A 22,314-nucleotide genomic window follows, 5' to 3' on the forward strand; every position below is an offset into this window, starting at 1 on the left:
GTCGAAGGGTCGCAGCCGGTGGTCGCAGAGCGCCGTATAATGGAAACATGCGACATAACGATGAGAATTTATTGACAAAATGTCGGGAAAACAATTTCGTCAGAGTGAGGTGTCCAATCGGACGCCGGCCAGCACCGCCAGGACGGGGCGGTGCGATGCATCCGGCCGGGGCGGGTCGGGATGCCGGGTTTCATGGGAGCACCGATGACGCAACTGAGCCGAGATCACCAGCTCGACGGCCCCCTGCTCGACGTGCGCTCCCTGAGCGTCCGCTTCGGATCGAACCGGGTCGTGGACGACGTGTCCTTTGCGGTGGCGCCCGGTCAGACGCTCGCGATCGTGGGCGAAAGCGGATCGGGCAAATCGGTCACCTCGCTCGCGATCATGCGGTTGATCGACCACATGAACGGCACCATCGATCAGGGCGAGATCCGCTTCGGCCAGGGGGCGGATCCGGTCGACATCGCCCGCGCCTCCCAGGACGAGATGCGCCGGATCCGCGGCAAGGACGTCGCGATGATCTTCCAGGAGCCGATGACCTCGCTCAACCCGGTCTTCACCGTCGGCGACCAGATCGCCGAGGTGCTGATGCTGCACGAGGGGCTGCCGAAATCCCGGGCGCTGACCGCAGCACGGGAGCTGCTGGAGATGGTCCGCCTGCCGGATGCCGCCGCGATGCTGAAGCGCTATCCGCATCAGCTGTCGGGCGGCATGCGCCAGCGGGTGATGATCGCCATGGCGCTGGCCTGCCGGCCGAAACTGCTGATCGCCGACGAGCCGACCACGGCGCTCGACGTCACCATCCAGGCCCAGATCCTGTCGATCATCCGCGACCTGCAGAAGAAGCTGGGCATGGCGGTGATCTTCATCACCCACGATATGGGCGTGGTGGCCGAAATCGCCGACCGGGTGGTGGTGATGTGGCGCGGCCGCAAGGTCGAGGAAGGCCCGGTCGAAGAGATCTTCGCCCGCCCCGCCCATGCCTATACCCGGGCCCTGCTTTCGGCGGTGCCGGCGCTCGGCTCCATGACCGGCGAGCCCTTCCCCAAGCGCCTGCCGCTGACGGTGATGGATGGCGAGCAGTCGCGGGTGGTGGGCGTCGAGAGCATCCAGGACACCGCCCGCTATGATCAGGCGCCGATCCTGAGCCTGCGCGGGCTGGAAGCGCGCTTCGACGTGCGCCGCAACCTGCTTGGCCGGGTCACCCATCGGGTGCATGCGGTGGAAGGCGTCGATCTGGATCTCTGGCCGGGCGAGACCCTGTCGCTGGTGGGCGAAAGCGGGTCGGGCAAGTCGACCATCGGCCGCACCATCCAGCAGCTTCAGGACCCGACCGGCGGCGAGGTGCGCTTCGAAGGCCGGCCGATGTCTGAGATGTCGGCCCATGAACGCCGCAGGCTGCGCCGCCAGGTGCAATACGTCTTCCAGGACCCCTTCGCCTCGCTCGACCCGCGCCGGACCGTCGGCTTCTCGATCGCCGAGCCGATCACCACCCACGGGCTGATCGACGGCGCGAAGGCCATCCGCAGCCGGGTCGCCGAACTGCTGGAACGGGTGGGGCTGAAGCCGGAATTCGCCGACCGCTACCCGCATGAATTCTCGGGCGGGCAGCGCCAGCGGATCTGCATCGCCCGCGCGCTTGCCTCGAAACCCCGGCTGATCATCGCAGACGAGGCGCTTTCGGCACTGGACGTCTCTGTCCAGGCGCAGATCATCAACCTGATGATGGAATTGCAGGCCGAAGAGGGGCTGGCCTATCTGTTCATCAGCCACGACATGGCGGTGGTGGAAAAGATCAGCCATCGGGTGGCGGTGCTCTATCTGGGCCAGATCGTCGAGATCGGCTCGCGCGCCGCGGTGTTCGAACGCCCGATGCATCCCTATACCCGCAAGCTGCTGTCGGCCGTGCCGGTCGCCGATCCGACCCGACGCCCCGACCGGCCGATGCTCGACGGCGAGATCCCGAGCCCGGTGCGCCGGGTCGGCGATGCGCCCCGGATCCTCTCCCTCACATCCGTGGCCCCCGACCACAAGGTCGCCGAAACGGCATGAACCGTGCCCGCATCAAGGGCCGGGGCCACGTCCTGACCAGCAGCCGACCCGATCTGCCCATCCGACCGGGCCGGCCCTGAGGCCAACGTCCACTCGCATTCCACGCGGAGACGACGCATGAGACATCTCCAGACCACGAAACGCCTGCTGCTGGCCGCGGCGCTGGCGGCGGCCCTGCCCTTCGGCATGGCGGCATCCGCCTCTGCCGCCGGCACCCTGACGCTGTCTTCCCCCCAGGATCCCGGCAGCTGGGACCCGATCGACACCTTCCTGGTCAACTGGTCGTCGGTGGCGACCAACGTCTATGAAGGCCTGGTCTATCGCACGCCCGACCTGAAGATCGTCCCGGCGCTCGCCACCAGCTGGGAGGTTCTGGACGAGGGCAAGCGGCTGCGCTTCAAGCTGCGCGACGGCGTCACCTTCCATAATGGCGAGCCCTTCACCGCCGAAGCGGTGAAGTTCACCTTCGACCGCCTGCTGGGCGAGGAAGGCAAGAAGGGCCCGCAGCGTTCCAACTACGCGGTCATCGACCGGGTCAACGTCATCGACGACCACACCGTCGACCTGGTGCTGAAGCAGCCCGATCCGGTGCTGATCACCAAGCTCGCCGGCTATGGCGCGATGATCGTGCCGCCGAAATATACCGCCGAGCATGATGAGGCCTACATCAACGCCCATCCGGTCGGCACCGGCCCGTTCCGCATGACCGCCTATGACCCCAAGGTCTCGGTCACGCTGGAGCCCTTCGCCGACTATTGGGACGGCGCGCCCGCCCTCGACAAGGTCACCTACCGCTTCATCGCCGAGCCCGCGACCGCGGTTGCCGAGCTTCAGGCCGGCCGCGTCGACGTGGTGATCCCGCCGACCATCCCGATCTCGATGGTCGACACCATCAAGGCCGATGCGAACCTGAACCTGGTCAGCGTCACCAGCCCCACGGTCTATGCGCTGCGCTTCAACACCCGCGACGGCATCACCGCCGATCCGCGCGTGCGCAAGGCGATGATCATGGCGGTGGACCGCGGCACCATCATCGATGCCATCCTGGGCGGCCAGGCCAAGCAGATCGCCAGCTTCCAGTCCGAGCTGTCCTTCGGCTACGACCCGAACATGAAGCCGCTGCCCTTCGATCAGGCGAAGGCAAAAGAGCTGCTGACGGAAGCCGGCGTGAAGCCGGGCGCAGAGGTGCAGATCGACATCCGCGGCAACGACGCCACCTTCGCCGAGGTGTCGCAGGCGGTCGCCAGCTATCTGGGCATGGTCGGCATCAACGCCACCATCAAGCCTTACGAGACCAATGTGCTGCTGAACGACATCATCCCGCAGGGCAAGACCGGCGCGATGTTCCAGCAGAAATGGGGCGGCTGGACCCTCGACTACGACAACACCGCCTATCTGATGTACCACACCGGCGAGCGCTGGAACCCCTATGACAGCGATCCCAAGCTGGATGCGCTGCTGGAGCGTCAGCGGTCGATGACCGACCCCGCGGCACGCGAAAAGGTGCTGCACGGCATCGCCGCCTATGCGGCCGACAGGGCGCTGGAAATGCCGCTGTTCAACCTGAACGAAATCTACGGCGTCTCCAAGCGGGTGAAGGGCTTCGTGGCCCCGCCGGACAACCGCATCCGCCTGACCGGCGTGACGGTGGAGTGAGTCGTTAGTTTAGTCCCTTGCCGGGCGGGTGCTCCGCACCCTTGGCCGCCGCCTCAATGGCGGCTTCGGTGGCCGGTTTCCGGCCACCGCCTGAACACGACTTGTGCCTGGGCACTTGCCGGGCGGGCGCTACCGCGCCCTTGGCCGCCGCCGCAATGGCGAGAGTCTGTTTGGCCCTCGCCGGGCGGGTGCTCCGCACCCTTGGCCGCCGCCGCAATGGCGAGAGTCTGTTTGGCCCTCGCCGGGCGGGTGCTCCGCACCCTTGGCCGCCGCCGCAATGGCGGCTGGGGCGCGAAGCACCCGGCTTTCGGGGCAGCACGGCGCCTGGCGACAAGTACCATCGCGGATCTGCCGGGCCTTCGGGTCCGGCGGGTCTTTCGTCGATCCATCCTCCGGAGGCTGACCCTTGGCCGGCTTTCTCCTCAAGCGCCTGTTGCAGGCGATCTTCGTCCTCTTCGCCGTGACGCTGACGGTGTCCTTCGCGATCCGCCTGACCGGCGATCCGGCGCTGATGCTGGCGCAGGGGGCGGGCAGCGTCACCCAGGAGGATCTCGACAACATCCGCCAGGCGCTGGGCCTGAACGAGCCCTTCCTGTCACAATATCTCGATTTCGTCACCGGCCTCGTCACCGGCGATCTGGGCCGCAGCTTCCTGGGCGGCACCTCGGTGTCTCTGCTGGTTTCCAAGGCGCTGCCGGCGACGCTGGCGCTGGCCTTCACCTCGATGATCGTCTCGATCGCGCTCTCGATCCCGCTCGGCATCCATGCCGCGGTCAATCGTGGCCGGCCGGCCGATCAGGTGATCCGCATCCTGTCACTGACCGGCCTGTCTTTCCCGAATTTCTGGCTGGCGATCATGCTGGTGCTGGTCTTCTCGATCACGCTGCGCTGGCTGCCGCCCTCGGGCATGGACGGGATCCTGAGCTTCGTGATGCCCGCCGTCACCATGGGCATCATCCTGACCGCGACCAATGTCCGCCTGGTGCGCACCGCCATGCTGGAAACGCTCCGCGCCCAGTATGTCCAGGTCGCCCGTGCCAAAGGGTTGAGCGAGAGCAAGGTGCTCTACAAGCATGCGCTCAGGAACTGCGCCATTCCGCTGATCACCTATTTCGGCCTCCAGTTCGGCGGGCTGCTCGGCGGCATCGTGGTGATCGAGCGGGTGTTCAACTGGCCGGGCCTCGGCACGCTCGCCTTCGATGCCGTCGCCGGGCGCGACTATCCGGTGCTGCAGGCGGTGATCACCGTGCTCGCCCTGCTCATCGTCGCGATCAACCTGCTGGTCGACATCGCCTATGGCCTGGTCGATCCGCGCATCCGCACCCGCTAGGAGACGAGACCCATGGCACGCGCCCGCACGCATAAAAGCGGCCCGCAGCTGGAGCTGGTCCTCGGCCTCCTGCTGGCCGGCGGCATGACCGCCGCGGTGCTGCTCTCGCCGCTGCTCTTCCCCGATGGCGGCGAGAAGATCAACCTGATGGCCCGGCTGACCCTGCCCTTCCAGACCTGGGCCCATCCGCTCGGCACCGATCCGCTCGGCCGCGACGTGCTCGCCCGGGTGATCACCGGCGGCAAGATCTCGCTGCTGGTCGGCTTCACCTCGGTGGTGGGCGCGGTGGTGATCGGCGTGGTGATGGGCCTGGTCGCGGGCTATTACCGCGGCTTCTGGGACATGGTGGTGATGCGCTTCGCCGATGTGCAGCTGGCGCTGCCCTTCATCCTGCTCGCCATCACCTTCATCGCCATCGTCGGCGGCGGGCTCACCAACACCATCATCCTGCTGATCGCGGCCCAATGGGTGCAGTATGCCCGCCTGGTCCGCGGCTCGGTGCTTTCCCTGGTCGATCGCGAATTCATCCATGCCGCGCGCGCGATCGGCGTGCGGGACGTGAAGATCCTGTTCATCCATCTGCTACCCAATCTGGCGGGGCCGGTGGTGGTGCTGATGACCCTGAACGTCGCGACCAACATCCTGCTCGAAAGCTCGCTCACCTTCCTGGGCCTCGGCGTCGACCCGACCATTCCCAGCTGGGGCGGCATGCTCGCCGACGGCCGCACCTATCTGCAGAACGCCTGGTGGGTCAGCGTCTTCCCCGGTCTCGCCATCCTGCTGACCGTCCTGGGCCTGAACCTGCTGGGCGACTGGCTGCGCGACCGCCTGGACCCCACCGGCCGTACCCAGGCCTGATCCACCTTCTGCTCTCCCGCCCTCTCCGGAGCCGGACATGACGCTGCTCATCGACCAGACCTTCGAGCGCACCCTCGACCGGCTGCTCGCCACCTACGCCACCCCCGACTGGCAGGGCGCCAGCCTGGATGCCTGGCTGTTCGAGGATGCCGGCCAGCGCCGCGCCGCCGAGGCGCGGTTCCGGGCGGCCGGTATCGATGCCCGGCTGCACCCGGCCTACAAGCCGCTGATCGGCTTCTTCATCGAGGACGCCCGCGCCAAAGGCCCCTTCACCCGGGTGGACCTCGGCTATCCGGTGGTGCCCGAGGCGGGCGAGAACCGCTTCCGGCTGGAGGCCTATCCGCTGGCCGGCATGATCGGCGATGCCCGGCTGGATCTGGTGCCCGAAGCCGTGGCGCCGGGCACCATGCCCGTCTACCGGCTGCGGCTGGAAGCGGCCGACGGCAGCCTCACCGACCTCACCCTGCCCGCCCCCAACCATCTGGCGGAAGATCATGCAGGCGAAATGCGGCTGTCGCCGACCGGCTGGCTGAAACTGGCCCATCCCGATGGCCGGCGGATCGACCAGCGGCTGGAAACCGATTACGAGGCGCTGTTTCACCGCGCCATGGCGGTGATCGCGGCCTGGGACTGGGGCGCGGACGAACCCTTCTTCGAGACGCTTGAGATCCGCGTCGAGCTGCCCGGCGCCGATACGCGCCTGCCGGTCGGCGAGGAGGTGATCAGCCTGCACGAGGCGCTGCACGAGGAGCTGTATTTCTCGCTGCTGGAACATTTCCAGCGCCGGTCCGGCCGGCCGATCGGCGCCCGCGACCTTCAGCCCGGCCGGATCCTGCCCGAGATCCGCGGCTCTGACGGGCTGGTCCGGCTGGTCATCGAGACCCGGCCGCTGGATAGCGGCGAGGCCGACTGGCCCGACCAGCCGCTGCACGAGGCCGAAGCCCCCTTCGGCATGGCTCAGATCAGGGCCGAACTCGACCGGATCGGCGGCGAGGTCTTCGTCGCCGGCTCGCGCGCGGGCCGGCCGGTGCTCGCCCGCCATCGCCAGGGCAGCGATCATCCGGTGATGATCAGCGGCGGCCAGCACGCCAACGAGGTCTCGGGCGTCGCCGGTGCGATCCGTGCCGCCGCCCTGCTCGCCGATCGCCCGACCGCGCATTTCACCATCGCCCCGGTCGAGAACCCCGACGGCTATGCCATGCACCGCCGGCTGACCCGAAGCCAGCCCGACCATATGCATCATGCGGCGCGCTACACCGCACTCGGCGACGACCTCGAGTATCGTGGCCAGACCGGGCCGCTCTACGAGGCTGCGATCCGGGTGGAGGCACGGGCGCGGACCGGTGCCGACCTGCATCTCAACCTGCACGGCTACCCGTCCCATGAATGGACCCGGCCGCTGACCGGCTATGTGCCGCGCGGTTTCGAGATGTGGACGGTGCCCAAGGGCTTCTTCCTGATCCTGCGCCATCATCCGGGCTGGGAAGACCGCGCCCGCCGGCTGCTGACCCGGGTGACCGCCGAACTTGCCGACCTGCCCGAACTGGCCGCCCTCAACGCCCGGCAGATCGCGCTTTACGAAATCCACGCCGGCCGGCTGGGTTTCGAGATGATCGACGGCTTCCCCTGCATGGTCTCGGAACAGCCGGCCCAGGTGCCGGCGGTCACGCTGATCACCGAATATCCCGACGAAACCGTCTATGGCGCGGCCTTCCGCCTGGCCCATGAGGCCCAGAGCCGGGCGGTGCTGGCGGCCTATGATGCCTGGCAGGAGATCATGACCGGCGCCGACTGAGGCCGCCCCCCGTCATTCCGGCCCCTCATCGCAGACCCAGATCGTCCAGCACCTGGCGGGTGATCTGACGGCGGCGGGTCTCCGCAGCCGGTCCCGTGCCGCGGGCCTCGCCCGTGGTCAGGATGCGCGAGATCCGCCCCGGATGCGGCCGCATCACCACGATGCGGTCGCCCATCCGGATCGCCTCGTCGACGTCATGGGTCACCATCACCGCCGTCAGGCCTTCGCTCCGGATGATGCCGGCCACCTCGTCCTGCAGCCGACGACGGGTGATGGCATCCAGTGCCGCGAAGGGTTCGTCGAGCAGCAGGATGCGCGGTCGCGCGACCAGCGCCCGCGCCAGGGCCACCCGCTGCGCCTGCCCGCCCGACAGCTGCCCCGGCCAGGATCGGGCATGGGCGGAGAGCCCGACACGCGCCAGCTCCGCCCGTGCCCGCGCCAGCCGTTCCCGGCGCGGCACGCTGTGTGCGACCAGAGCATGGGCGACATTGTCCTCGACCCTGGTCCACGGGAACAGTCGGTGGTCCTGGAAGACGATGCCGCGATCGGTATCGGGCCCGTCCACGAGCCGTCCATCGACGAGAATCCGGCCGGTGTCCGGTCGGTCGAGCCCCAGGATCAGCCGGAGCAGGGTGGATTTGCCGCAGCCCGAGGCGCCGACCACGACCAGTGTCTCGCCAGGGGCGGCCGCAAGCGAAATCCCCGACAGCACCTCGACCTCGCGGCCATCGAGCGGGAAGCGCCGCCCGACCCGGTCGAGATCGAGCGCCGCGCCGCGTGCCGCGACGACCGGCGGATGCGCAGTCGCCGCAGCATCGGCGGGATCCGCATCGGGCAGGGCAAAGAACGGAAAATCGATCGGACGGGTCTCGGACATCACGACGTCCTCCTGAAAACGGACGGGCTCCTGAAAACGGACGGGCTCCTGAAAACGGATGGGCCGCTCACGGCCCCGGTCGGGTGTCGGGTCAGCAGGCGGGTCAGACGCCGGGCAAGCAGGGTCTGTGCGGTACCGAGAGCGCCGAGCAGCACCACGCCCAGGATCACCACCTCCATCTGCATATGTTCACGGGCACCGCTCATCAGCCCGCCGATGCCGGGGCCGACCGTCATGAAGTATTCGGCACCGATGGTCCCGAGCCAGGCATAGATCAGGCCCTGATGCAGACCGGTGGCGATGGCCGGTGCCGCGGCCGGCAGGATCACCGACCCGAACCGCCGCAATGGGCCGAAGCGCAGCACGGCGGCCACTTCCAGATGCCTGGCCGGCACGGCGGCGACACCGCTTGCGGTGTTGAGCACCACCGGCACCAGTGCCGCCAGGGCAATGAAGGCGAGCTTGGCCGCCTCGCCGACGCCGAACCACATCGAGATCAGCGGGATCCAGGCGAAGACGGCGATCTGGCGCAGGGCATCGAAGCCGGGCGCCACCAGCCGGGCGGCGATACGCGACAGCCCCAGCCATGTCCCGAGCGGCAGGCCGATGGCCACCGCGATCGCAAAACCGCCGAGATCACGGGCGAGTGTCGCCGACAGATCCCGTGCCAGACTACCGTCACCGGCGGCTGCAAGGAACGCCCCGACCACCGCCGCCGGGGCCGGCAGCAGGGGATGGCCGGCAAACACGGTTCGTGTCGCCAGGTCCCAGAGGACGAGCAGGAGTACCGGCAGGATCAGGCCCCTCATGACCCGGTCCCGATCTTCCAGCGGTCCAGGCGGCGCTGGATCAGGCCGAGCATGCGATCGAGCACCAGCCCGATCAGGCCGACCTCGGCCATCGCCACCAGGACCATATCGAGCTGGAAAAGCTGGCGCCCCCAGACCATCAGGTAGCCGAGGCCTTCCGAGGAGGCGAGCAGCTCCACCGCCACCAGCGCCGCCCAGGCGTGGCCGAGGCCGCTGCGGATGCCGGTGAAGACGGATGGCACCGCCGCCGGCAGCACGACACGTGTGAGGCTGCGCAGCGGACCGAAGCCCAGCACCCGGCCGAGATCCAGAAAGCCCGCCGGCACGGCCCGGATGCCGTCGAGGGTGTTGAGCGCCACCGGCACCATGGCCGCCTTGGCGATCACGATGACGGTCATGGGCTCACCGATACCCACGGCCAGCATGAGCAGCGGCAGCCAGCCCAGGGCCGGTACCTGGGCAATGGCCAGGAACAACGGCTCCACCAGCCGCCGCAGCCCCTCCGACAGACCCATCAGGGCGCCGAGCACGAGGCCCGCGAGACTGCCCAGGGTGAAGCCGGCTGCGACCCGGGTCAGGCTGACCGCGGTGTGGTGGCCAAGCTCGCCATCGGCAATCAGCTGCCGGGCCGTGTCGAGCACGAAGCCCGGCTCGGGCAGGATCTGGATCGGCACCAGCCCGATGGCGGAACCGACCTGCCAGACCAGCAGTCCGACTGCAGGCAGAATCAGGCCGGTGAGCGGCTGAAGGACCGTGCCGAACAGACTTGCACCGTGCTGCCGGCGGGTGCGGGCGGCCGGTACCGCCGGGTGAATGACCGTGCCGTATTCGGTTTCGATCGACATGAGCTGTCTCCGCCGGTCATGAGCCGCCCCCGGCGATCACCGCACCGGTGGCATCGTGTCGCGGCCAGAGCCGGTCGGCATCGATGCCCAGGTCACGGATCGCCGTCTCGACATAGTGAGGCTCGAACCAGCCCTCGATATCGACCGGGCGGCGAATCAGTCCGTGCTTGCGGGCGGCCTCGGCCTGATCGGCGTAGCGGGCGAAAAGAAAGGCGTCGAGACGCGGGTTGGAGCGTTCGGCAAGCGGGGTGCCGTCGAAATCGGCGCGGAAGATGCCGACCGGCACGCCCGACAGACCCCAGATCCGAAACAGTTCCTCGCGATTGGCCTCGTCCGACGCCCAGGCGGCGGCGCGCACCAGGCCGGTCACGATCTTCTGGACGATCTCGGGGTGTTTCGCCTCGAAAGCCCGGGTCACCAGCAGATGGGCATGGCGGGTGAAGGCCGGATCGTCACCCTTGGTGTTGTAGACGATCCGGGCGATGCCCTTCTCCTCCAGCCCCAGGAAATCCGCCTGACCAAAGGCGGCATCGATATCACCGGTCGCCAGTGCGGCCGTCGCGGTCGGGAAGTCCATGTTGATGAACTTCACGTCACGCTCCCCCAGACCATGGGCCGCCAGCACCTTGTCCGTGGCGAGCTGGAGGTTGGTGCCACGGAACTGTGCCACCTTGCGGCCTCGCAGATCCTCGACCGACGTGATGCCCGAAGCGGGCGTGGCGGCGAGGTAGAGATTGGACCGGATGCCGCTGGCGGCGATGATCCGGGTTTCGAGCCCGTTGGCCCGCCCCACGATCGACGGCAGGTCGCCCTGGAGGGCGAAGTCGAGCTGACCGTTGGCGATCGCCTCGTTCACCGCAGGGCCGGCACCCTTGAAGAACGACCAGCGGAGCCGGACCTCTCCCTCTGGAAAGGCGTCGCGGAGATAATCCCCGGCATGAACCACGGCCAGCGTGTTGCCGCTGCCGTATTCCCGGTTGCCGACACCGATCTGAGCGAAGCCGATCCGGACCTCGACCGGTTCGGCCCGGGCGGGCGTCGTTGTGACAAAGGCGGTGAGGAGGCCGAAGCCGACCGCGAGGATCGCGGCCAGCTTCGGCCCGGCAGGACGGCGGCGCATGCCCGTCATTCCGCCGCCGCCTGCCGGTTCAGCACCTCTTCAACCGCGGTGCCGCGGAAGAAGGCGGGGTTGGTTCCGGCATAGAAGCGATAGGGGTTTTCAAACACCAGACTGCGGAAATTGGCCTCGGTCAGGGTCCCGCGCTCGACCAGATCCCAGGTCTCGGCCAGAACCAGGCGCAGATCCGGCACGTCCCAATGGCCGCTGTCCGAGGCCCAGAACGCATTCAGCTCCACGCCCAGCGGATTGACGCGGGTGTTGAAGGCATGGGCCACGGTCGGGTCGTCGGCCTCGGAGCCGAAATAGAAGTTCGGCACGAAGCGGTCGCGGATATCCTCGATCCGCTCGATGCCGGCCGCGGCGAAGTCGTCGAGCGCGTTGCGGTCCTGGGGAATGCGACGGGCCTGATTGGCGCCGAACGCGACCTCTGCCAGATCCTGAGCCGAGCCCAGCCGCTCCAGCACCGGCCCGTCGGCATGAAGCAGGTAAAGATCGTGGAGCAGATCCGCATCCAGCCGGTCGGGATCGTAGCGGCCGATGAAGGGGGCCCCGCGCTTTTCCCAGTGGCCGACCAGATCGGCATAGAGCGACGATGCGAAGCCCGCCCCGCCTTCCAGCAGCCCCAGCCGCAGATCAGGGAAACGGCGGGTGACGCCAGCGAAGAAGAGTGATTTGGCGAGCGCTTCCGACGCGGAGGCGAAATGGCCGATATGGTTGTACATGTAGTTCGACCAGGACGACCGGCTGGTCCAGCCCATGCCGATCGAATGGGTGGTCAGCGGAACCTTCAGCTCCACCGCCTTCGCCCAGAACGGATCATAGTCATGGGCCGAATCGACGCCGAAAGTGTCGAGCCAGGTGGTATAGCGGACGAGATCCGGGAAGGCATCGCGGGGATAGCGGCGGGCGAGTTCCGGGATCGGCCGGCGCAGATTGCCCGGGATCAGCGCGACCTTGAGGCCGAGCGTGTTGACCGCGAACTCCAGTTCCTCGATCCCCTCCTCCGGTGTATGCAGCGGGATCGCCGCCACCGGGGTCAGCCGGTCGGCATAGGGGCGGAAGACATCGGCATTGTAGGTGTTCACCGCGCGGATGATCACCCGGCGCAGCTCCGGATCACCGATATGAACCGCAAAGGTCGAGATGTTGGGATAGAGCACCGCAAAATCGGTACCGCTTTCACCCAGCCGCTCGTGCAGCAGCCGCGGGATGGATACCGTGGCAAGATCGAGCGTGTTTTCCGACGGCAGAGCCCACCACGGCGGCCGTGGTGCGGCACGGTCGCGGCGCTCGTCGGGGGTGAGGGCATACCAGTCATTGCCGAGCTGGCCGAAGCCGCGGACCAGCGCCGCGCGCCAGGCGTCGACCGCGCGGGCGCCGCCGATGTCGTCGATATAGGCCTCGACCAGCGGGCCGTATTCGACGGTGTGCAGGTCGGTGTCGATCACGGGATGGTCGAGCAGGTCGCGGATCTTCGCCGAGGGTGAACGCTCCGCGGGCGAAATTCTGCGGCCAGACGGCCTGGACGACCGGGGGGTCGGAGATGAAAAGGTCATGGACAGGGCCTCCTTGGTGATGCCTCCATTAAACAGTCTATATTTTCTGTAGAAAAATTAGATATTCTTCCCAGAACGGCAAAATCAGGCTTTCAACGCCCAAGCCTCGTGAATTTCCAGAGTGCCGTGAATTGCCGGAAGACCGCCAATCAACCGCCAATCAACGGAGAGCTGCGCCATGACCACCCCGTCTGCCGTATCCGGTGCGAGCCTGCGGCGCCTGCCACCGCTGACGTCCCTCAGGGCCTTCGTCGTTGCCGCCCGCCAGCTCAGCTTCACGGCGGCGGCGGACGAGCTGTTCGTCACACCTGCCGCCGTCGGCCAGCAGATCCGCCAGCTGGAAGCCCATCTGGGCCGGCCGCTCTTCCGCAGGGTCGGCCGCAGCCTTCAGCTGACGGAGGACGGACGCGATCTGCTGCCCGGCCTGGCACGTGCCTTTGAAACCATGGTCGAAACCCTTGCCCGATTGGGCGAAGCGGCGGATGCCGCCACGGTCCGGGTCTCGGTGCCCCCGGCCTTCGCCGCCAAATGGCTTGTCCCCCGACTGGCCGACTTCTCCGCCAGCCATCCCGGCGTGGGGCTGTCGGTCGCCGCTTCGATGGCTCTGGTGGACTTTGCCCGCGAGGAAGCGGACTGCGCGGTGCGCTACGGTGCGGGACAATATCCCGGCATGCATGTCACGCGGCTGATGACCGAGCGGGTGGTGCCGGTCTGCGCCCCCACTCTGATCGACGGGCCTGAACCGCTGGACCATCCCCGCCGCCTGGCCGGCCGCGTCCTGCTTCATGACGATGAACTCAGGGACGATCCCGGCTGCCCCGACTGGCGGATGTGGCTGCGTGCAGCCGGCATCCGGGACATCGACGCCACCCGCGGCCCGCGCTTCGACCAGTCGAACCTGGCGATCGAGGCCGCGATCGCCGGCCAGGGTGTGGCCCTGACCCGGCTTCGCCTCGCCGAGGCCGACCTCGCCGCCGGCCGCCTGGTCCGACCCTTCGGCGGCGCGGTGCCGGTCGACTTCGCCTACTGGTTCGTCTGCCCGCCCGAACGGCTGGATCGCCCACCGGTTCAGGCTTTTGCAGGCTGGCTGGTCGCGCACTGCGCCACCCTGTGACACAGTATTGGATAATTTAAGAATAATTCTAACTTGCAAATCTTGCGGCGAAGCGTAGATCTGAGAATGAGTATCATTCTCTGATGAGGCCCCGCCATGGGCATGCGTTCCATCGCCGCCGTTCTGCTCGCCCTCGTAATGTCCGGCGCCGCGGCCCTGCCGGCGCAGGCGGCGGATAAGCTGAAGGTGCTGACCACCTTCACGGTGATCGCCGACATCGCCGCCAATGTCGCGGGCGATGCGGCCGAGGTCGTGTCGATCACGAAGCCCGGTGCCGATATCCACACCTACAGCCCCACCCCCGGCGACATCCGTCGGGCCCTGGGGGCGGGGCTGGTGCTACGCAACGGGCTCAACCTCGAACTCTGGTTCGAGAAATTCCTGCGCAACCTGGGCGAGGTGCCGGCCGCGACCGTCTCGGACGGCATCAGCCCGATCGGCATCACCGAGGGCCCCTATGAGGGCAAGCCCAACCCGCATGCCTGGATGTCGCCCGAGGCGGCGAAGATCTATGTCGCCAATATCCGCGACGCCCTCTCGGCCGCCGATCCGGGCCATGCCGCAACCTATGCCGCCAATGCCGCCGCCTATACGGCCCGGATCGATGCGGTGGCGGCACCGATCCGCGAACGGCTGGCGGCCCTGCCGCCGGACCGGCGCTGGCTGGTGACGAGCGAAGGCGCCTTCTCTTATCTCGCCCGCGATTTCGGGCTGAAAGAAGCCTGGATCTGGCCGATCAATGCCGATGGTCAGGGCACGCCCCAGCAGGTTCGCCGGGTGATCGACACCGTGCGCGAGCATCAGATCCCGGTGGTGTTCTCGGAAAGCACCGTCTCGCCCGATCCGGCCCGGCAGGTCGCCCGCGAGACAGGCGCGCGCTATGGCGGCGTGCTTTATGTCGACACGCTGACCGACGCCGACGGGCCGGTGCCGACCTATCTGGACCTGCTTCGCGTCACCGCCGGCCGCATCGCCGACGAACTCTCCCGTCCCTGATCCGACAGGATGCCCGTGCGATGACCCTGTCCTTTCCCCGCACCGCCGCCCGCGCCCGCGCCCGGTTCCCCGAAACCGTCGCCGGTATCGAGGTCGAGGGCGTCACCGTTACCTATCGCAACGGCCTGACCGCGCTCCGCGATGCCGGCTTCCGGATCCCGCCCGGCAGCATCACCGCGCTGGTCGGCGTCAACGGTGCCGGCAAATCGACCCTGTTCAAGGCGATCATGGGGCTGATCCGGCCGCGAGGCGGGCGGATCAGCATTCTGGGCCGGCCTGCCGCCCAGGCGCTCAAGGCCAATCTGGTCGCCTATGTGCCGCAGAGCGAGGAGGTCGACTGGACCTTCCCGGTGCTGGTGGAGGACGTGGTCATGATGGGCCGCTACGGCCATATGGGGCTGATGCGCCGGGCACGCCCGCGCGATCATGCCGCCGTCGCGGCCGCACTCGATCGGGTCGGCATGACCGCCTTCCGCCGCCGCCAGATCGGCGAGTTGTCGGGCGGGCAGAAGAAGCGGGTCTTCCTGGCCCGCGCCATCGCCCAGGATGCCCGGGTCATCCTGCTCGACGAACCCATGACCGGGGTGGATGTCGGCACCGAAGACCAGATCATCGCCCTGCTCGAAGCCCTGCGCGACGAAGGCCGGGTGATGCTGGTCTCGACCCATAATCTGGGCAGCGTGCCCGAATTCTGCGACCGCTGCGTGCTGGTGAAGGGCACGGTCCTGGCCGCTGGGCCGACGGCCGAAGTCTTCACCCGCCGCAATCTGGAAGCGGCCTTCGGCGGCGCGCTCCGTCATGTGGTGCTGGAAGCGGCCGGTGCCGACGGCGGGTCGCTGGGCGTGATCACCGATGACGAGCGGCCGCTGCTGCTGCGCGGCGGCCGCGCCGCCACCCGACGTGATGGCTCGGGGGATGTGGAGGTGCCGCGATGAGCCTGCTGCTCGAACCTTTCGCCTATGACTACATGGTCAACGCGATCTGGGTCTCGGCCCTGGTCGGCGGGGTCTGCGGCCTGCTCTCCTGCTATCTGATGCTGAAGGGCTGGTCGCTGATCGGCGATGCGCTGTCCCATGCCATCGTGCCGGGCGTGGCCGGCGCCTGGATGATCGGCCTGCCCTTCTCGCTCGGGGCCTTCCTGGCCGGCGGGCTCGCGGCCGGCGCGATGCTGTTCATCCGCCGCCGCAGCCGCCTGAAAGAAGATGCGGTGATCGGGCTGATCTTCTCGGCCTTCTTCGGCCTCGGCCTGTTCATGGTCTCGGTCTCGCCGGTGCCCGTGGACGTCCAGGCGATCGTGCTCGGCAACATCCTGGCGGTGACGCCGGCAGACACCCTTCAGCTCGTGTTGATCTCGGCCGTCACCCTGGCCGTGCTGGCGGTGACCTGGAAGGACCTGATGGTGGTGTTCTTCGACGAGGTCCATGCCCGCTCCGTCGGGCTGGCGGTCACCCGCCTGAAACTCATCTTCTTTACCCTGCTCGCCGCCGCAACCGTGGCCGCCCTCCAGACGGTCGGCGCCTTTCTGGTGATCTCCCTGGTGGTGGCACCCGGTGCAACCGCCTTCCTGCTCACCGACCGCTTCCCAAGGCTGCTGATCATCGCCGGCCTGATCGGATCGCTCACCAGCCTGGCCGGCGCCTATGTCAGCTATTTCCTGGACGGCGCCACCGGCGGAATTATCGTGGTGCTGCAGACCCTGGTGTTTCTCGCCGCCTTCGTCGCCGCCCCGCGCCATGGGCTGATCGCCGCCCGGCGCCACCGCGCCTCGCCGGAGGGAGGATCGGTCGCATGAACCCGATCGACGCCCTGATCACCCCCTTCCGCTTCGCCTTCATGGCGGATGCCCTGATCATCTCGCTGCTGGTGGCGGTGCCGGCGGCACTGCTGTCCTGCTTTCTGGTGCTGAAGGGCTGGTCGTTGCTGGGCGATGCCATCTCCCATGCCGTCCTGCCGGGGGTGGTGATCTCCTACGCCCTGGGCCTGCCCTATGTCGCGGGCGCCTTTGTCGCCGGCCTCGCCTGTGCGGTGGGGACCGGCTATATCCGCGACCATTCGCGCGTCAAACCTGATACGGTGATGGGCGTGGTCTATTCGGGCATGTTCGGCGCGGGGCTGGTGCTCTATGTCTGGATCCGCCCGGATGTGCATCTGGACCACATCCTGTTCGGCGACATGCTGGGGGTCGCGCGTGCCGACATCCTGCTCACCGGCGGGATCGCACTGGTGACCACCGCGGCGATCGCCGTCAAATGGCGCGACCTGCAGCTTCATGCCTTCGATCCGGTGCAGGCACGCGCAGTCGGGCTGCCGACCCGGCTTCTGCACTACGGCCTGCTCTGCCTGATTTCGGCAACGGTGGTCGGCGCCCTGGCCGCCGTCGGCATCATCCTGGTGATCGCCCTGCTGATCGCCCCGGGCGCCATCGCCCTGCTCGTCACCCGCAGCCTGGGGCGGATGCTGCTGGTCGCCGTGGCGGTGGCCGCCGGCGCCTCGGCAGCGGGCCTCATCGCCGCCTTCTACATCGATGCGGCCCCGGCACCGACCATCGTGCTGCTGCTGGCGGCCGGCTTCGTGGTGGCCTTCGCCATATCGGGTCAACGGGCGGCGATCGCGGCACGCGGCTGACATGGCGCCGTCTGCGGCGCCCGGCTATTCTGGGCATCGTGCGGCCCGCCCGGTGCCGCGGCCAGGACCCGGGGTGCGGCGCGCGCATGAAGCTTCTTCTCGCCGATGATCACGAGATCTTCCGCGATGGCATCCGCATGCTGATCGAGGCGCGCACCCCGCATCGCATCGTCTGCGAGACGGCATCGGGGAGCGAGATCGGCCGGCTGGTCCAGACCCATGCCCCCGATCTGGCGGTGCTGGACTATCAGATGCCGGGGGCCGAGATCACCGCGGTGACCGCCTGGCTGAAGAAGCGGTTTCCGGCGCTCAGGATCGTGATCCTGACCGGCACCACCTCGGGCGTGCTGCATGCAAGGCTGGTCGCGGCGGGCGCCGATGCCGTGCTGCCCAAGGCGGGCGATGCCGAAACCCTGCTGAAGGCGCTGGAGGCGGTCGCCGCCGGCCGGCAGGTGCTGCCCCAGGCGATCCGCGAGGGGATCGCGGCCGGGGCAGAGGCGCTGTCGCTCACCCAGCGCGAATACCAGGTGTTGCGGCTGGTCTGCCAGGGATTGAGCAATGCCGAGATCGCCGCCCGCTTCAACCTGTCGGACCGGACCATCGCCAAACATCGCGAGAACCTGTTCCGCAAGCTCGGCGTCGGCAGCGCCGCCCAGGCGATCAACCGCGCCGCCGAACTGGGGCTGATCTGACCGTGGCGGCCGGGATGCTACGGCTGCTGACGATGATCCCGGGCCTGCTGCCGCTCGTCTTCGCCGCCGCTGCCATCGCCTCGCCCGCAACCGGGCCGCTGCGCTGGACCGCCCTGCCGGTCGAGACGGCGGCGGCGGGGGAGGCGGCGGCGGGAGATTTCGTGCTGAGCTTCGGGGTTGCCGATGCCGAAGCGCTGATCGTCCGGCTCGACCATGACGGGGAAAGCCGCCTGCTGCTGGTCCAGACCCCCGACAGCGGCTTCGCCACCCGCCCGATCGCGGCACCGATGCTGGCCATGCCCGTGCAGCTTCCGCCCGGCATCTCGACCCTGGTGATCGGCTACCGGCTGCATGCCGACACCCCCCTTCAGCTCAGGCTCCGCACGGCCGCGGATTACGACCACTGGCAGGCGACGCGGCATCTGCTCGACGGTGTGCTGCTTGGCCTGTTCGTGGCGATGATCCTGGTGGCGCTGCTGCATTTCTTCGCCCTGCGCAGCCCGGAATACCTGCTCTATGTCGCGACCTGCGGCATGGTGCTCGCCTTCCTGGCCCAGATCGGCGGCTATGGCTTCATGTATCTCTGGCCGGAGGCGCCGGGCTGGAACCAGGTGGCACCGATCCTGTTCATGGGCGGGGTGCAGCTCGCCCATCTCGCCTTCACCATCCGTCTGCTCGATCTGCGCCGGCGCGCGCCACTTCTGCGCCGGGCCATGCTCCTGATCGTGGCGGCGGTGCCGGCGGGCTTCGCGGTCTTCTTCCTGACCGGAACGCTGGCGCCGCTCTTCGCGCTCTCGGTGCTCTACACGCCCCTGCTGCTGATCGCAGGTCTGGGGGCGGTGCGGGACGGGGTGGCCGGTGCCCGCTTCTTCCTGGCTGGTGCCGCCGCGCTGGTGCTGTTCGTGAATCTCGCCTTCGGGGCCGGGGTGGTCGGCGGGGTTCCGCTGCCCGGGGGCGATGTTTTCCTCTATCCCAAGCTCGGCTATCTGATCGAGGCCGCCTGTTTCGCCGGCGCGCTGGCCGACCGGCTGCGGGTGGCGCGGGCACAGGCCGAAACGGCGCTGCGGCTGCGGCTGATCGATGCCGAGGAACTCGCCCGCGCCGAGGCCGGGAAATACCAGGCGCTGCGCATCGCTCATGACCGGCAGCTGCAACTCGCCGCCTCGGGCCACGATCTCGCCCAACCCCTGCAATCGATCCGCCTGGCCCTCACCGCCATGCGCGACGACGAGGACAACCGCCGGATCCGGGCGCATATCGACCGGGCGCTCGACCTCACCCGGCTGATGATCGACGAGCTGATCCAGGGGGCCCGGCGCGCACCCGCCGTGCTGCCGCTGGATCTCGCCGAGGTGTTCGAGGATCTGGCCGAACGCCACCGCCCCCAGGCCGCGGCGCGGCGGATGCGGCTTCGCATGGTGCCGACGACCGCCCGGGTCGAGGCCTCGCAGCTGGTGCTGACCCGGATCCTCGACAATCTGATCGGCAATGCGCTGCGCTATGGCCGCAGCCGCGTGGTGGCCGGGGTGCGCCACCGGCCGGGTTTCCTGTCGATCGAGATCCATGACGACGGGCCGGGTATCAGCCCGGCAGAGCGCGACCGCCTGCTCGCCCCCTTCGTCCAGGGCGGCGGCCAGGCCGGGGCCGAGGGCTTCGGGCTCGGCCTGCACATCGTGCAGCGGCTGTCGGCCCAGTCCGGCTTCGGGCTCGACATCCGCGCGCGCCCCGGGCGGGGCAGCGTGTTCACGATCAGCATCCCTCGCAAGCCCCGCTGAGCCGCGAAAACCGCGCCCGCCCCCCGCGAATTACGCGCCTGAGCGTATTCATCGCCCCCGGCCCCGCGGCCTAGTCTGCCGCCATGACGACGCGACGGGCGTTGCGGGACAGACGGGGACGAGAACGATGCTGAGTGACATCTGGCGGGGAATGGTGGCCCTTGCGGACTGGCAGGGCTGGCTGCGGATCGCAACCGGACGACCCGAGGTCGACGTGGTGTTCATCACCAATCTGCGGGACGAGGCCGACCGGCGGCGCTTCTTCGGCCGCAAGGCGCCGGTATTGGGCCATGCCAACGGGCCGCGCATGCATCTGGACGGTGTCGCCGGCCGGGTGCGCGGCATCTATGTCACGGCGGCCGAGATGATGACCAGGGACGGCCGCCGCGAGGCCCGCGACCGCTTCATCGCCGCCTGCCAGTGGGCAGAGGCCCGCGGTGCCCGCACGGTGCTGCTCGCCGCCTCCACCAAGCGGCTGTTCGGCCGCGACGGCCGGGCGCTGAAAGAGATGTTCCCCAACCTGGTCTTCACCATCGGCGACAACGGCACCTCCAGCCTGCTGATCCGCGACGTCCGCGCCGCCCTGTCGCGGGCGGATCTCGCCCCCGGCCGGGCACGGGTGATGGTGATCTGCCCCTATGGCATTCTGGGCCGGATGATCACCCGCCGGCTGGTCGGCGACGGTTTCGAGGTCGTCGGCTATGGCGCCAACCCGGCCGCCCTGGCCGAGACCGCCGCGGAGTTCGGCATCGCCACCACCACCGATCTCGATCGGGTGGGCCGGGTGGACGCGGTCGTGGCCTGCACCCATAACGACGCGTCGAAGCTGACGGCTGAGGGCATCGCCATGCTACGCCGCCCCGGCCGCCGCCTGCTGGTGGTGGATGTGGCCGAGCCGGCCAATCTGGATCAGGCGGTTTACGAACGCCAGACGGCGGTGGTGGTGCGCCAGGATGCCGGCAACGGCCATGCCCCGGGGCTGCGCTATGTGCTGGGCGCCTTGTCGTGGCGCAAGCTCACCCTGTCGCGCGGCGTGGTCTTCGGCTGCTTCGCCGAGGCCATGACCCTGCACCACGCCATCCACCGCCAGGGCCGCACCGACCTCGCCGCCCGCGACTGGTTCGTCATCGACGACGCCAACCTCGCCGAGGTCGAAACCCTGATGACCGGCATCGGCTTCGAACCCCCTGCACCACGCTGTTTCGGGCGGCCGGTGGAGAGTTTCCGGCTGGCGATCAAAGAGGTGGACGAGTTGCCCTCCTCAGCCTCTCCGACAGTTCCAGTCAGCGTCAGCTGAAGGCCGCGATGACCGTCTCGATCGGAAGCAGGAGCAGGCGGCTTTCTTCCGGGTACTCGATGAAATCAGCGCAGTTCAGGTAGAAGCGCCTGGCGCGTTCGTCCTTCGCCTGTACGAGCACGGCACTTATGCCAAGGGTGCGAGATGCGGCGGCGATACGACCAAACGCGTCCAACAACAGATCGGCGCCGAGGCCCTGCCCGGCGTGATCCAGGCTGACCGCCAGACGGCCGATGACCGACACAGGTATCATGTCGGGGGCATTCCGACGCAGCTTGCCGGGAACGGCAGCACGCCCGAGAGCCCCCGCTGAAATGCAGTAATAGCCAACCACCTTCCGGCCGCGGCACATCACATAGGTTCTTGAGAAACGGCCTTCGTTGCGGAGGGCACGATGCCGCAGCCAGGCATCCAGCTCAGGCGTCCCGCAACTAAAAGTTGATAAATCATGCTCAGGGCTGAGGGGCTGGGGAGAGGTCAGCGCCTCTCCACCCTCGATCTCGCCGCCTATTTCTCCCATGCCGGTGTCCGCTTGACGAGTTTGCGGAGCTTCGGTCCGGGCGCGGGGGGATTGTCGAGCACCTGCAGAAAGGCGTCGTAACGCGCCGGATCGAGCAGAAAGAGCCGCTGGTCGAGGATCACGTCAATGGCGAGACTGCGGGCACTTTCGACCATGAACTCGGTGCGGGTCTTGCCCAGTGCCTGCGCTGCCTCGTCGATAAGCTGCCGGGTTCCGGCATCAATCCTGAGATTGATGCTGGCCTTGGCATCCGGCGCAGCGCCACGCTCCGCAACTGTGGTCGCGAAGGCATCCGGAGCATCATGCATGGCGGGTCTGCGGATCCTGGTCATGATCCGAATATGGCTCGGCGTATCTACATCGTCAATACGCCGCTCACCAAGACGCTGAAGCCGCA

20 protein-coding genes are annotated in these 22,314 nt (G+C 68.2%); 13 read left to right on the forward strand and 7 right to left on the reverse strand.

Annotated features, from left to right (window positions below):
* Window positions 1–204 precede the first annotated feature (204 nt).
* The 5 genes from TMO_RS13730 (at window position 205) to TMO_RS13750 (ending at window position 7,691) form a co-directional block, all read left to right on the forward strand.
* Entirely contained in the window at window positions 205–2,052 is a 1,848-nt protein-coding gene (locus TMO_RS13730; protein WP_041604970.1) for an ABC transporter ATP-binding protein, read from the forward strand.
* Between the two features lie 117 nt (window positions 2,053–2,169).
* Window positions 2,170–3,708: an ABC transporter substrate-binding protein gene (locus tag TMO_RS13735; RefSeq protein ID WP_014746239.1), complete on the forward strand. Its 1,539-nt coding sequence runs from the start codon at window positions 2,170–2,172 to the stop codon at window positions 3,706–3,708.
* A gap of 406 nt (window positions 3,709–4,114) precedes the next feature.
* Window positions 4,115–5,038, forward strand: coding sequence for an ABC transporter permease (locus tag TMO_RS13740; RefSeq protein WP_014746240.1), 924 nt, complete (start codon window positions 4,115–4,117; stop codon window positions 5,036–5,038).
* A gap of 12 nt (window positions 5,039–5,050) precedes the next feature.
* Window positions 5,051–5,896 carry an ABC transporter permease gene (locus TMO_RS13745; RefSeq protein ID WP_014746241.1) on the forward strand — a complete coding sequence of 282 codons (846 nt, stop codon included), beginning with the start codon at window positions 5,051–5,053 and terminating at the stop codon, window positions 5,894–5,896.
* Between the two features lie 37 nt (window positions 5,897–5,933).
* On the forward strand, window positions 5,934–7,691 hold the full coding sequence (locus tag TMO_RS13750) for a M14 family zinc carboxypeptidase (protein ID WP_014746242.1): 1,758 nt from the start codon (window positions 5,934–5,936) through the stop codon (window positions 7,689–7,691).
* Between the two features lie 25 nt (window positions 7,692–7,716).
* Here the strand turns inward: TMO_RS13750 and TMO_RS13755 are convergent, their stop codons facing one another.
* Genes TMO_RS13755 through TMO_RS13775 form a run of 5 tightly spaced genes read right to left on the reverse strand, consistent with a single transcriptional unit; the run spans window position 7,717 to window position 12,898 of the window.
* Window positions 7,717–8,568, reverse strand: coding sequence for an ABC transporter ATP-binding protein (locus TMO_RS13755; RefSeq protein ID WP_014746243.1), 852 nt, complete (start codon window positions 8,566–8,568; stop codon window positions 7,717–7,719).
* Window positions 8,568–9,377 carry an ABC transporter permease gene (locus tag TMO_RS13760; RefSeq protein ID WP_051045385.1) on the reverse strand — a complete coding sequence of 270 codons (810 nt, stop codon included), beginning with the start codon at window positions 9,375–9,377 and terminating at the stop codon, window positions 8,568–8,570. Before TMO_RS13760 ends, TMO_RS13755 begins: the two co-directional genes overlap by 1 nt.
* Entirely contained in the window at window positions 9,374–10,222 is an 849-nt protein-coding gene (locus TMO_RS13765; protein ID WP_014746245.1) for an ABC transporter permease, read from the reverse strand. Before TMO_RS13765 ends, TMO_RS13760 begins: the two co-directional genes overlap by 4 nt.
* A 16-nt stretch (window positions 10,223–10,238) precedes the next feature.
* Window positions 10,239–11,342, reverse strand: a complete 1,104-nt coding sequence (locus TMO_RS13770; RefSeq protein ID WP_014746246.1) for an ABC transporter substrate-binding protein — start codon at window positions 11,340–11,342, stop codon at window positions 10,239–10,241.
* A gap of 5 nt (window positions 11,343–11,347) precedes the next feature.
* Window positions 11,348–12,898 (reverse strand): amidohydrolase family protein, encoded by a 1,551-nt coding sequence (locus TMO_RS13775; protein WP_014746247.1) that lies wholly within the window; start codon window positions 12,896–12,898, stop codon window positions 11,348–11,350.
* A gap of 178 nt (window positions 12,899–13,076) precedes the next feature.
* Here TMO_RS13775 and gcvA point away from each other — a divergent pair, with 178 nt between their 5' ends.
* The 8 genes from gcvA (at window position 13,077) to TMO_RS13815 (ending at window position 21,397) form a co-directional block, all read left to right on the forward strand.
* Window positions 13,077–14,012 carry a transcriptional regulator GcvA gene (gene gcvA, locus TMO_RS13780; protein WP_014746248.1) on the forward strand — a complete coding sequence of 312 codons (936 nt, stop codon included), beginning with the start codon at window positions 13,077–13,079 and terminating at the stop codon, window positions 14,010–14,012.
* A 138-nt stretch (window positions 14,013–14,150) separates the two neighbouring features.
* Window positions 14,151–15,008, forward strand: a complete 858-nt coding sequence (locus TMO_RS13785; RefSeq protein WP_322111267.1) for a metal ABC transporter substrate-binding protein — start codon at window positions 14,151–14,153, stop codon at window positions 15,006–15,008.
* Window positions 15,009–15,028: 20 nt separating this feature from the next.
* Complete coding sequence (locus TMO_RS13790; protein WP_014746250.1) at window positions 15,029–15,943, forward strand: manganese/iron ABC transporter ATP-binding protein; 915 nt, start codon at window positions 15,029–15,031, stop codon at window positions 15,941–15,943.
* Window positions 15,940–16,800 carry a metal ABC transporter permease gene (locus tag TMO_RS13795; RefSeq protein ID WP_014746251.1) on the forward strand — a complete coding sequence of 287 codons (861 nt, stop codon included), beginning with the start codon at window positions 15,940–15,942 and terminating at the stop codon, window positions 16,798–16,800. Before TMO_RS13790 ends, TMO_RS13795 begins: the two co-directional genes overlap by 4 nt.
* Window positions 16,797–17,633 (forward strand): metal ABC transporter permease, encoded by an 837-nt coding sequence (locus tag TMO_RS13800; RefSeq protein WP_014746252.1) that lies wholly within the window; start codon window positions 16,797–16,799, stop codon window positions 17,631–17,633. The genes TMO_RS13795 and TMO_RS13800 overlap by 4 nt, the downstream gene beginning before the upstream one ends.
* Before the next feature lie 86 nt (window positions 17,634–17,719).
* On the forward strand, window positions 17,720–18,325 hold the full coding sequence (locus tag TMO_RS13805; RefSeq protein ID WP_014746253.1) for a LuxR C-terminal-related transcriptional regulator: 606 nt from the start codon (window positions 17,720–17,722) through the stop codon (window positions 18,323–18,325).
* Window positions 18,326–18,339: 14 nt separating this feature from the next.
* A complete protein-coding gene (locus TMO_RS13810; RefSeq protein WP_145978136.1) occupies window positions 18,340–20,100 on the forward strand; it encodes a sensor histidine kinase in 1,761 nt (586 codons plus the stop codon).
* Window positions 20,101–20,227: 127 nt separating this feature from the next.
* A complete protein-coding gene (locus tag TMO_RS13815) occupies window positions 20,228–21,397 on the forward strand; it encodes a hypothetical protein (RefSeq protein WP_145978137.1) in 1,170 nt (389 codons plus the stop codon).
* Here the strand turns inward: TMO_RS13815 and TMO_RS13820 are convergent.
* Both TMO_RS13820 and TMO_RS13825 read right to left on the reverse strand, forming a co-directional pair.
* A complete protein-coding gene (locus tag TMO_RS13820; RefSeq protein ID WP_041604972.1) occupies window positions 21,390–21,917 on the reverse strand; it encodes a GNAT family N-acetyltransferase in 528 nt (175 codons plus the stop codon). The two genes, TMO_RS13815 and TMO_RS13820, sit on opposite strands and share 8 nt — an antisense overlap.
* Entirely contained in the window at window positions 21,905–22,225 is a 321-nt protein-coding gene (locus tag TMO_RS13825; RefSeq protein WP_014746257.1) for a DUF1778 domain-containing protein, read from the reverse strand. The genes TMO_RS13820 and TMO_RS13825 overlap by 13 nt, the downstream gene beginning before the upstream one ends.
* Window positions 22,226–22,314: the final 89 nt, after the last annotated feature.

The sequence above is a fragment of the Tistrella mobilis KA081020-065 genome (assembly GCF_000264455.2).
Lineage (GTDB): Bacteria > Pseudomonadota > Alphaproteobacteria > Tistrellales > Tistrellaceae > Tistrella > Tistrella mobilis.

Bases quoted from the DNA above. Each gene is read 5' to 3' on its own strand.
- TMO_RS13730 (WP_041604970.1), top strand. From the start codon at position 205: ATGACGCAACTGAGCCGAGATCACCAGCTCGACGGCCCCCTGCTCGAC.
- TMO_RS13735 (WP_014746239.1), top strand. From the start codon at position 2,170: ATGAGACATCTCCAGACCACGAAACGCCTGCTGCTGGCCGCGGCGCTG.
- TMO_RS13745 (WP_014746241.1), top strand. From the start codon at position 5,051: ATGGCACGCGCCCGCACGCATAAAAGCGGCCCGCAGCTGGAGCTGGTC.
- TMO_RS13750 (WP_014746242.1), top strand. From the start codon at position 5,934: ATGACGCTGCTCATCGACCAGACCTTCGAGCGCACCCTCGACCGGCTG.
- TMO_RS13755 (WP_014746243.1), bottom strand. From the start codon at position 8,568: ATGTCCGAGACCCGTCCGATCGATTTTCCGTTCTTTGCCCTGCCCGAT.
- TMO_RS13760 (WP_051045385.1), bottom strand. From the start codon at position 9,377: ATGAGGGGCCTGATCCTGCCGGTACTCCTGCTCGTCCTCTGGGACCTG.
- TMO_RS13765 (WP_014746245.1), bottom strand. From the start codon at position 10,222: ATGTCGATCGAAACCGAATACGGCACGGTCATTCACCCGGCGGTACCG.
- TMO_RS13770 (WP_014746246.1), bottom strand. From the start codon at position 11,342: ATGCGCCGCCGTCCTGCCGGGCCGAAGCTGGCCGCGATCCTCGCGGTC.
- TMO_RS13775 (WP_014746247.1), bottom strand. From the start codon at position 12,898: ATGACCTTTTCATCTCCGACCCCCCGGTCGTCCAGGCCGTCTGGCCGC.
- gcvA (WP_014746248.1), top strand. From the start codon at position 13,077: ATGACCACCCCGTCTGCCGTATCCGGTGCGAGCCTGCGGCGCCTGCCA.
- TMO_RS13785 (WP_322111267.1), top strand. From the start codon at position 14,151: ATGTCCGGCGCCGCGGCCCTGCCGGCGCAGGCGGCGGATAAGCTGAAG.
- TMO_RS13790 (WP_014746250.1), top strand. From the start codon at position 15,029: ATGACCCTGTCCTTTCCCCGCACCGCCGCCCGCGCCCGCGCCCGGTTC.
- TMO_RS13795 (WP_014746251.1), top strand. From the start codon at position 15,940: ATGAGCCTGCTGCTCGAACCTTTCGCCTATGACTACATGGTCAACGCG.
- TMO_RS13800 (WP_014746252.1), top strand. From the start codon at position 16,797: ATGAACCCGATCGACGCCCTGATCACCCCCTTCCGCTTCGCCTTCATG.
- TMO_RS13805 (WP_014746253.1), top strand. From the start codon at position 17,720: ATGAAGCTTCTTCTCGCCGATGATCACGAGATCTTCCGCGATGGCATC.
- TMO_RS13810 (WP_145978136.1), top strand. From the start codon at position 18,340: ATGCTACGGCTGCTGACGATGATCCCGGGCCTGCTGCCGCTCGTCTTC.
- TMO_RS13815 (WP_145978137.1), top strand. From the start codon at position 20,228: ATGCTGAGTGACATCTGGCGGGGAATGGTGGCCCTTGCGGACTGGCAG.
- TMO_RS13820 (WP_041604972.1), bottom strand. From the start codon at position 21,917: ATGGGAGAAATAGGCGGCGAGATCGAGGGTGGAGAGGCGCTGACCTCT.
- TMO_RS13825 (WP_014746257.1), bottom strand. From the start codon at position 22,225: ATGCATGATGCTCCGGATGCCTTCGCGACCACAGTTGCGGAGCGTGGC.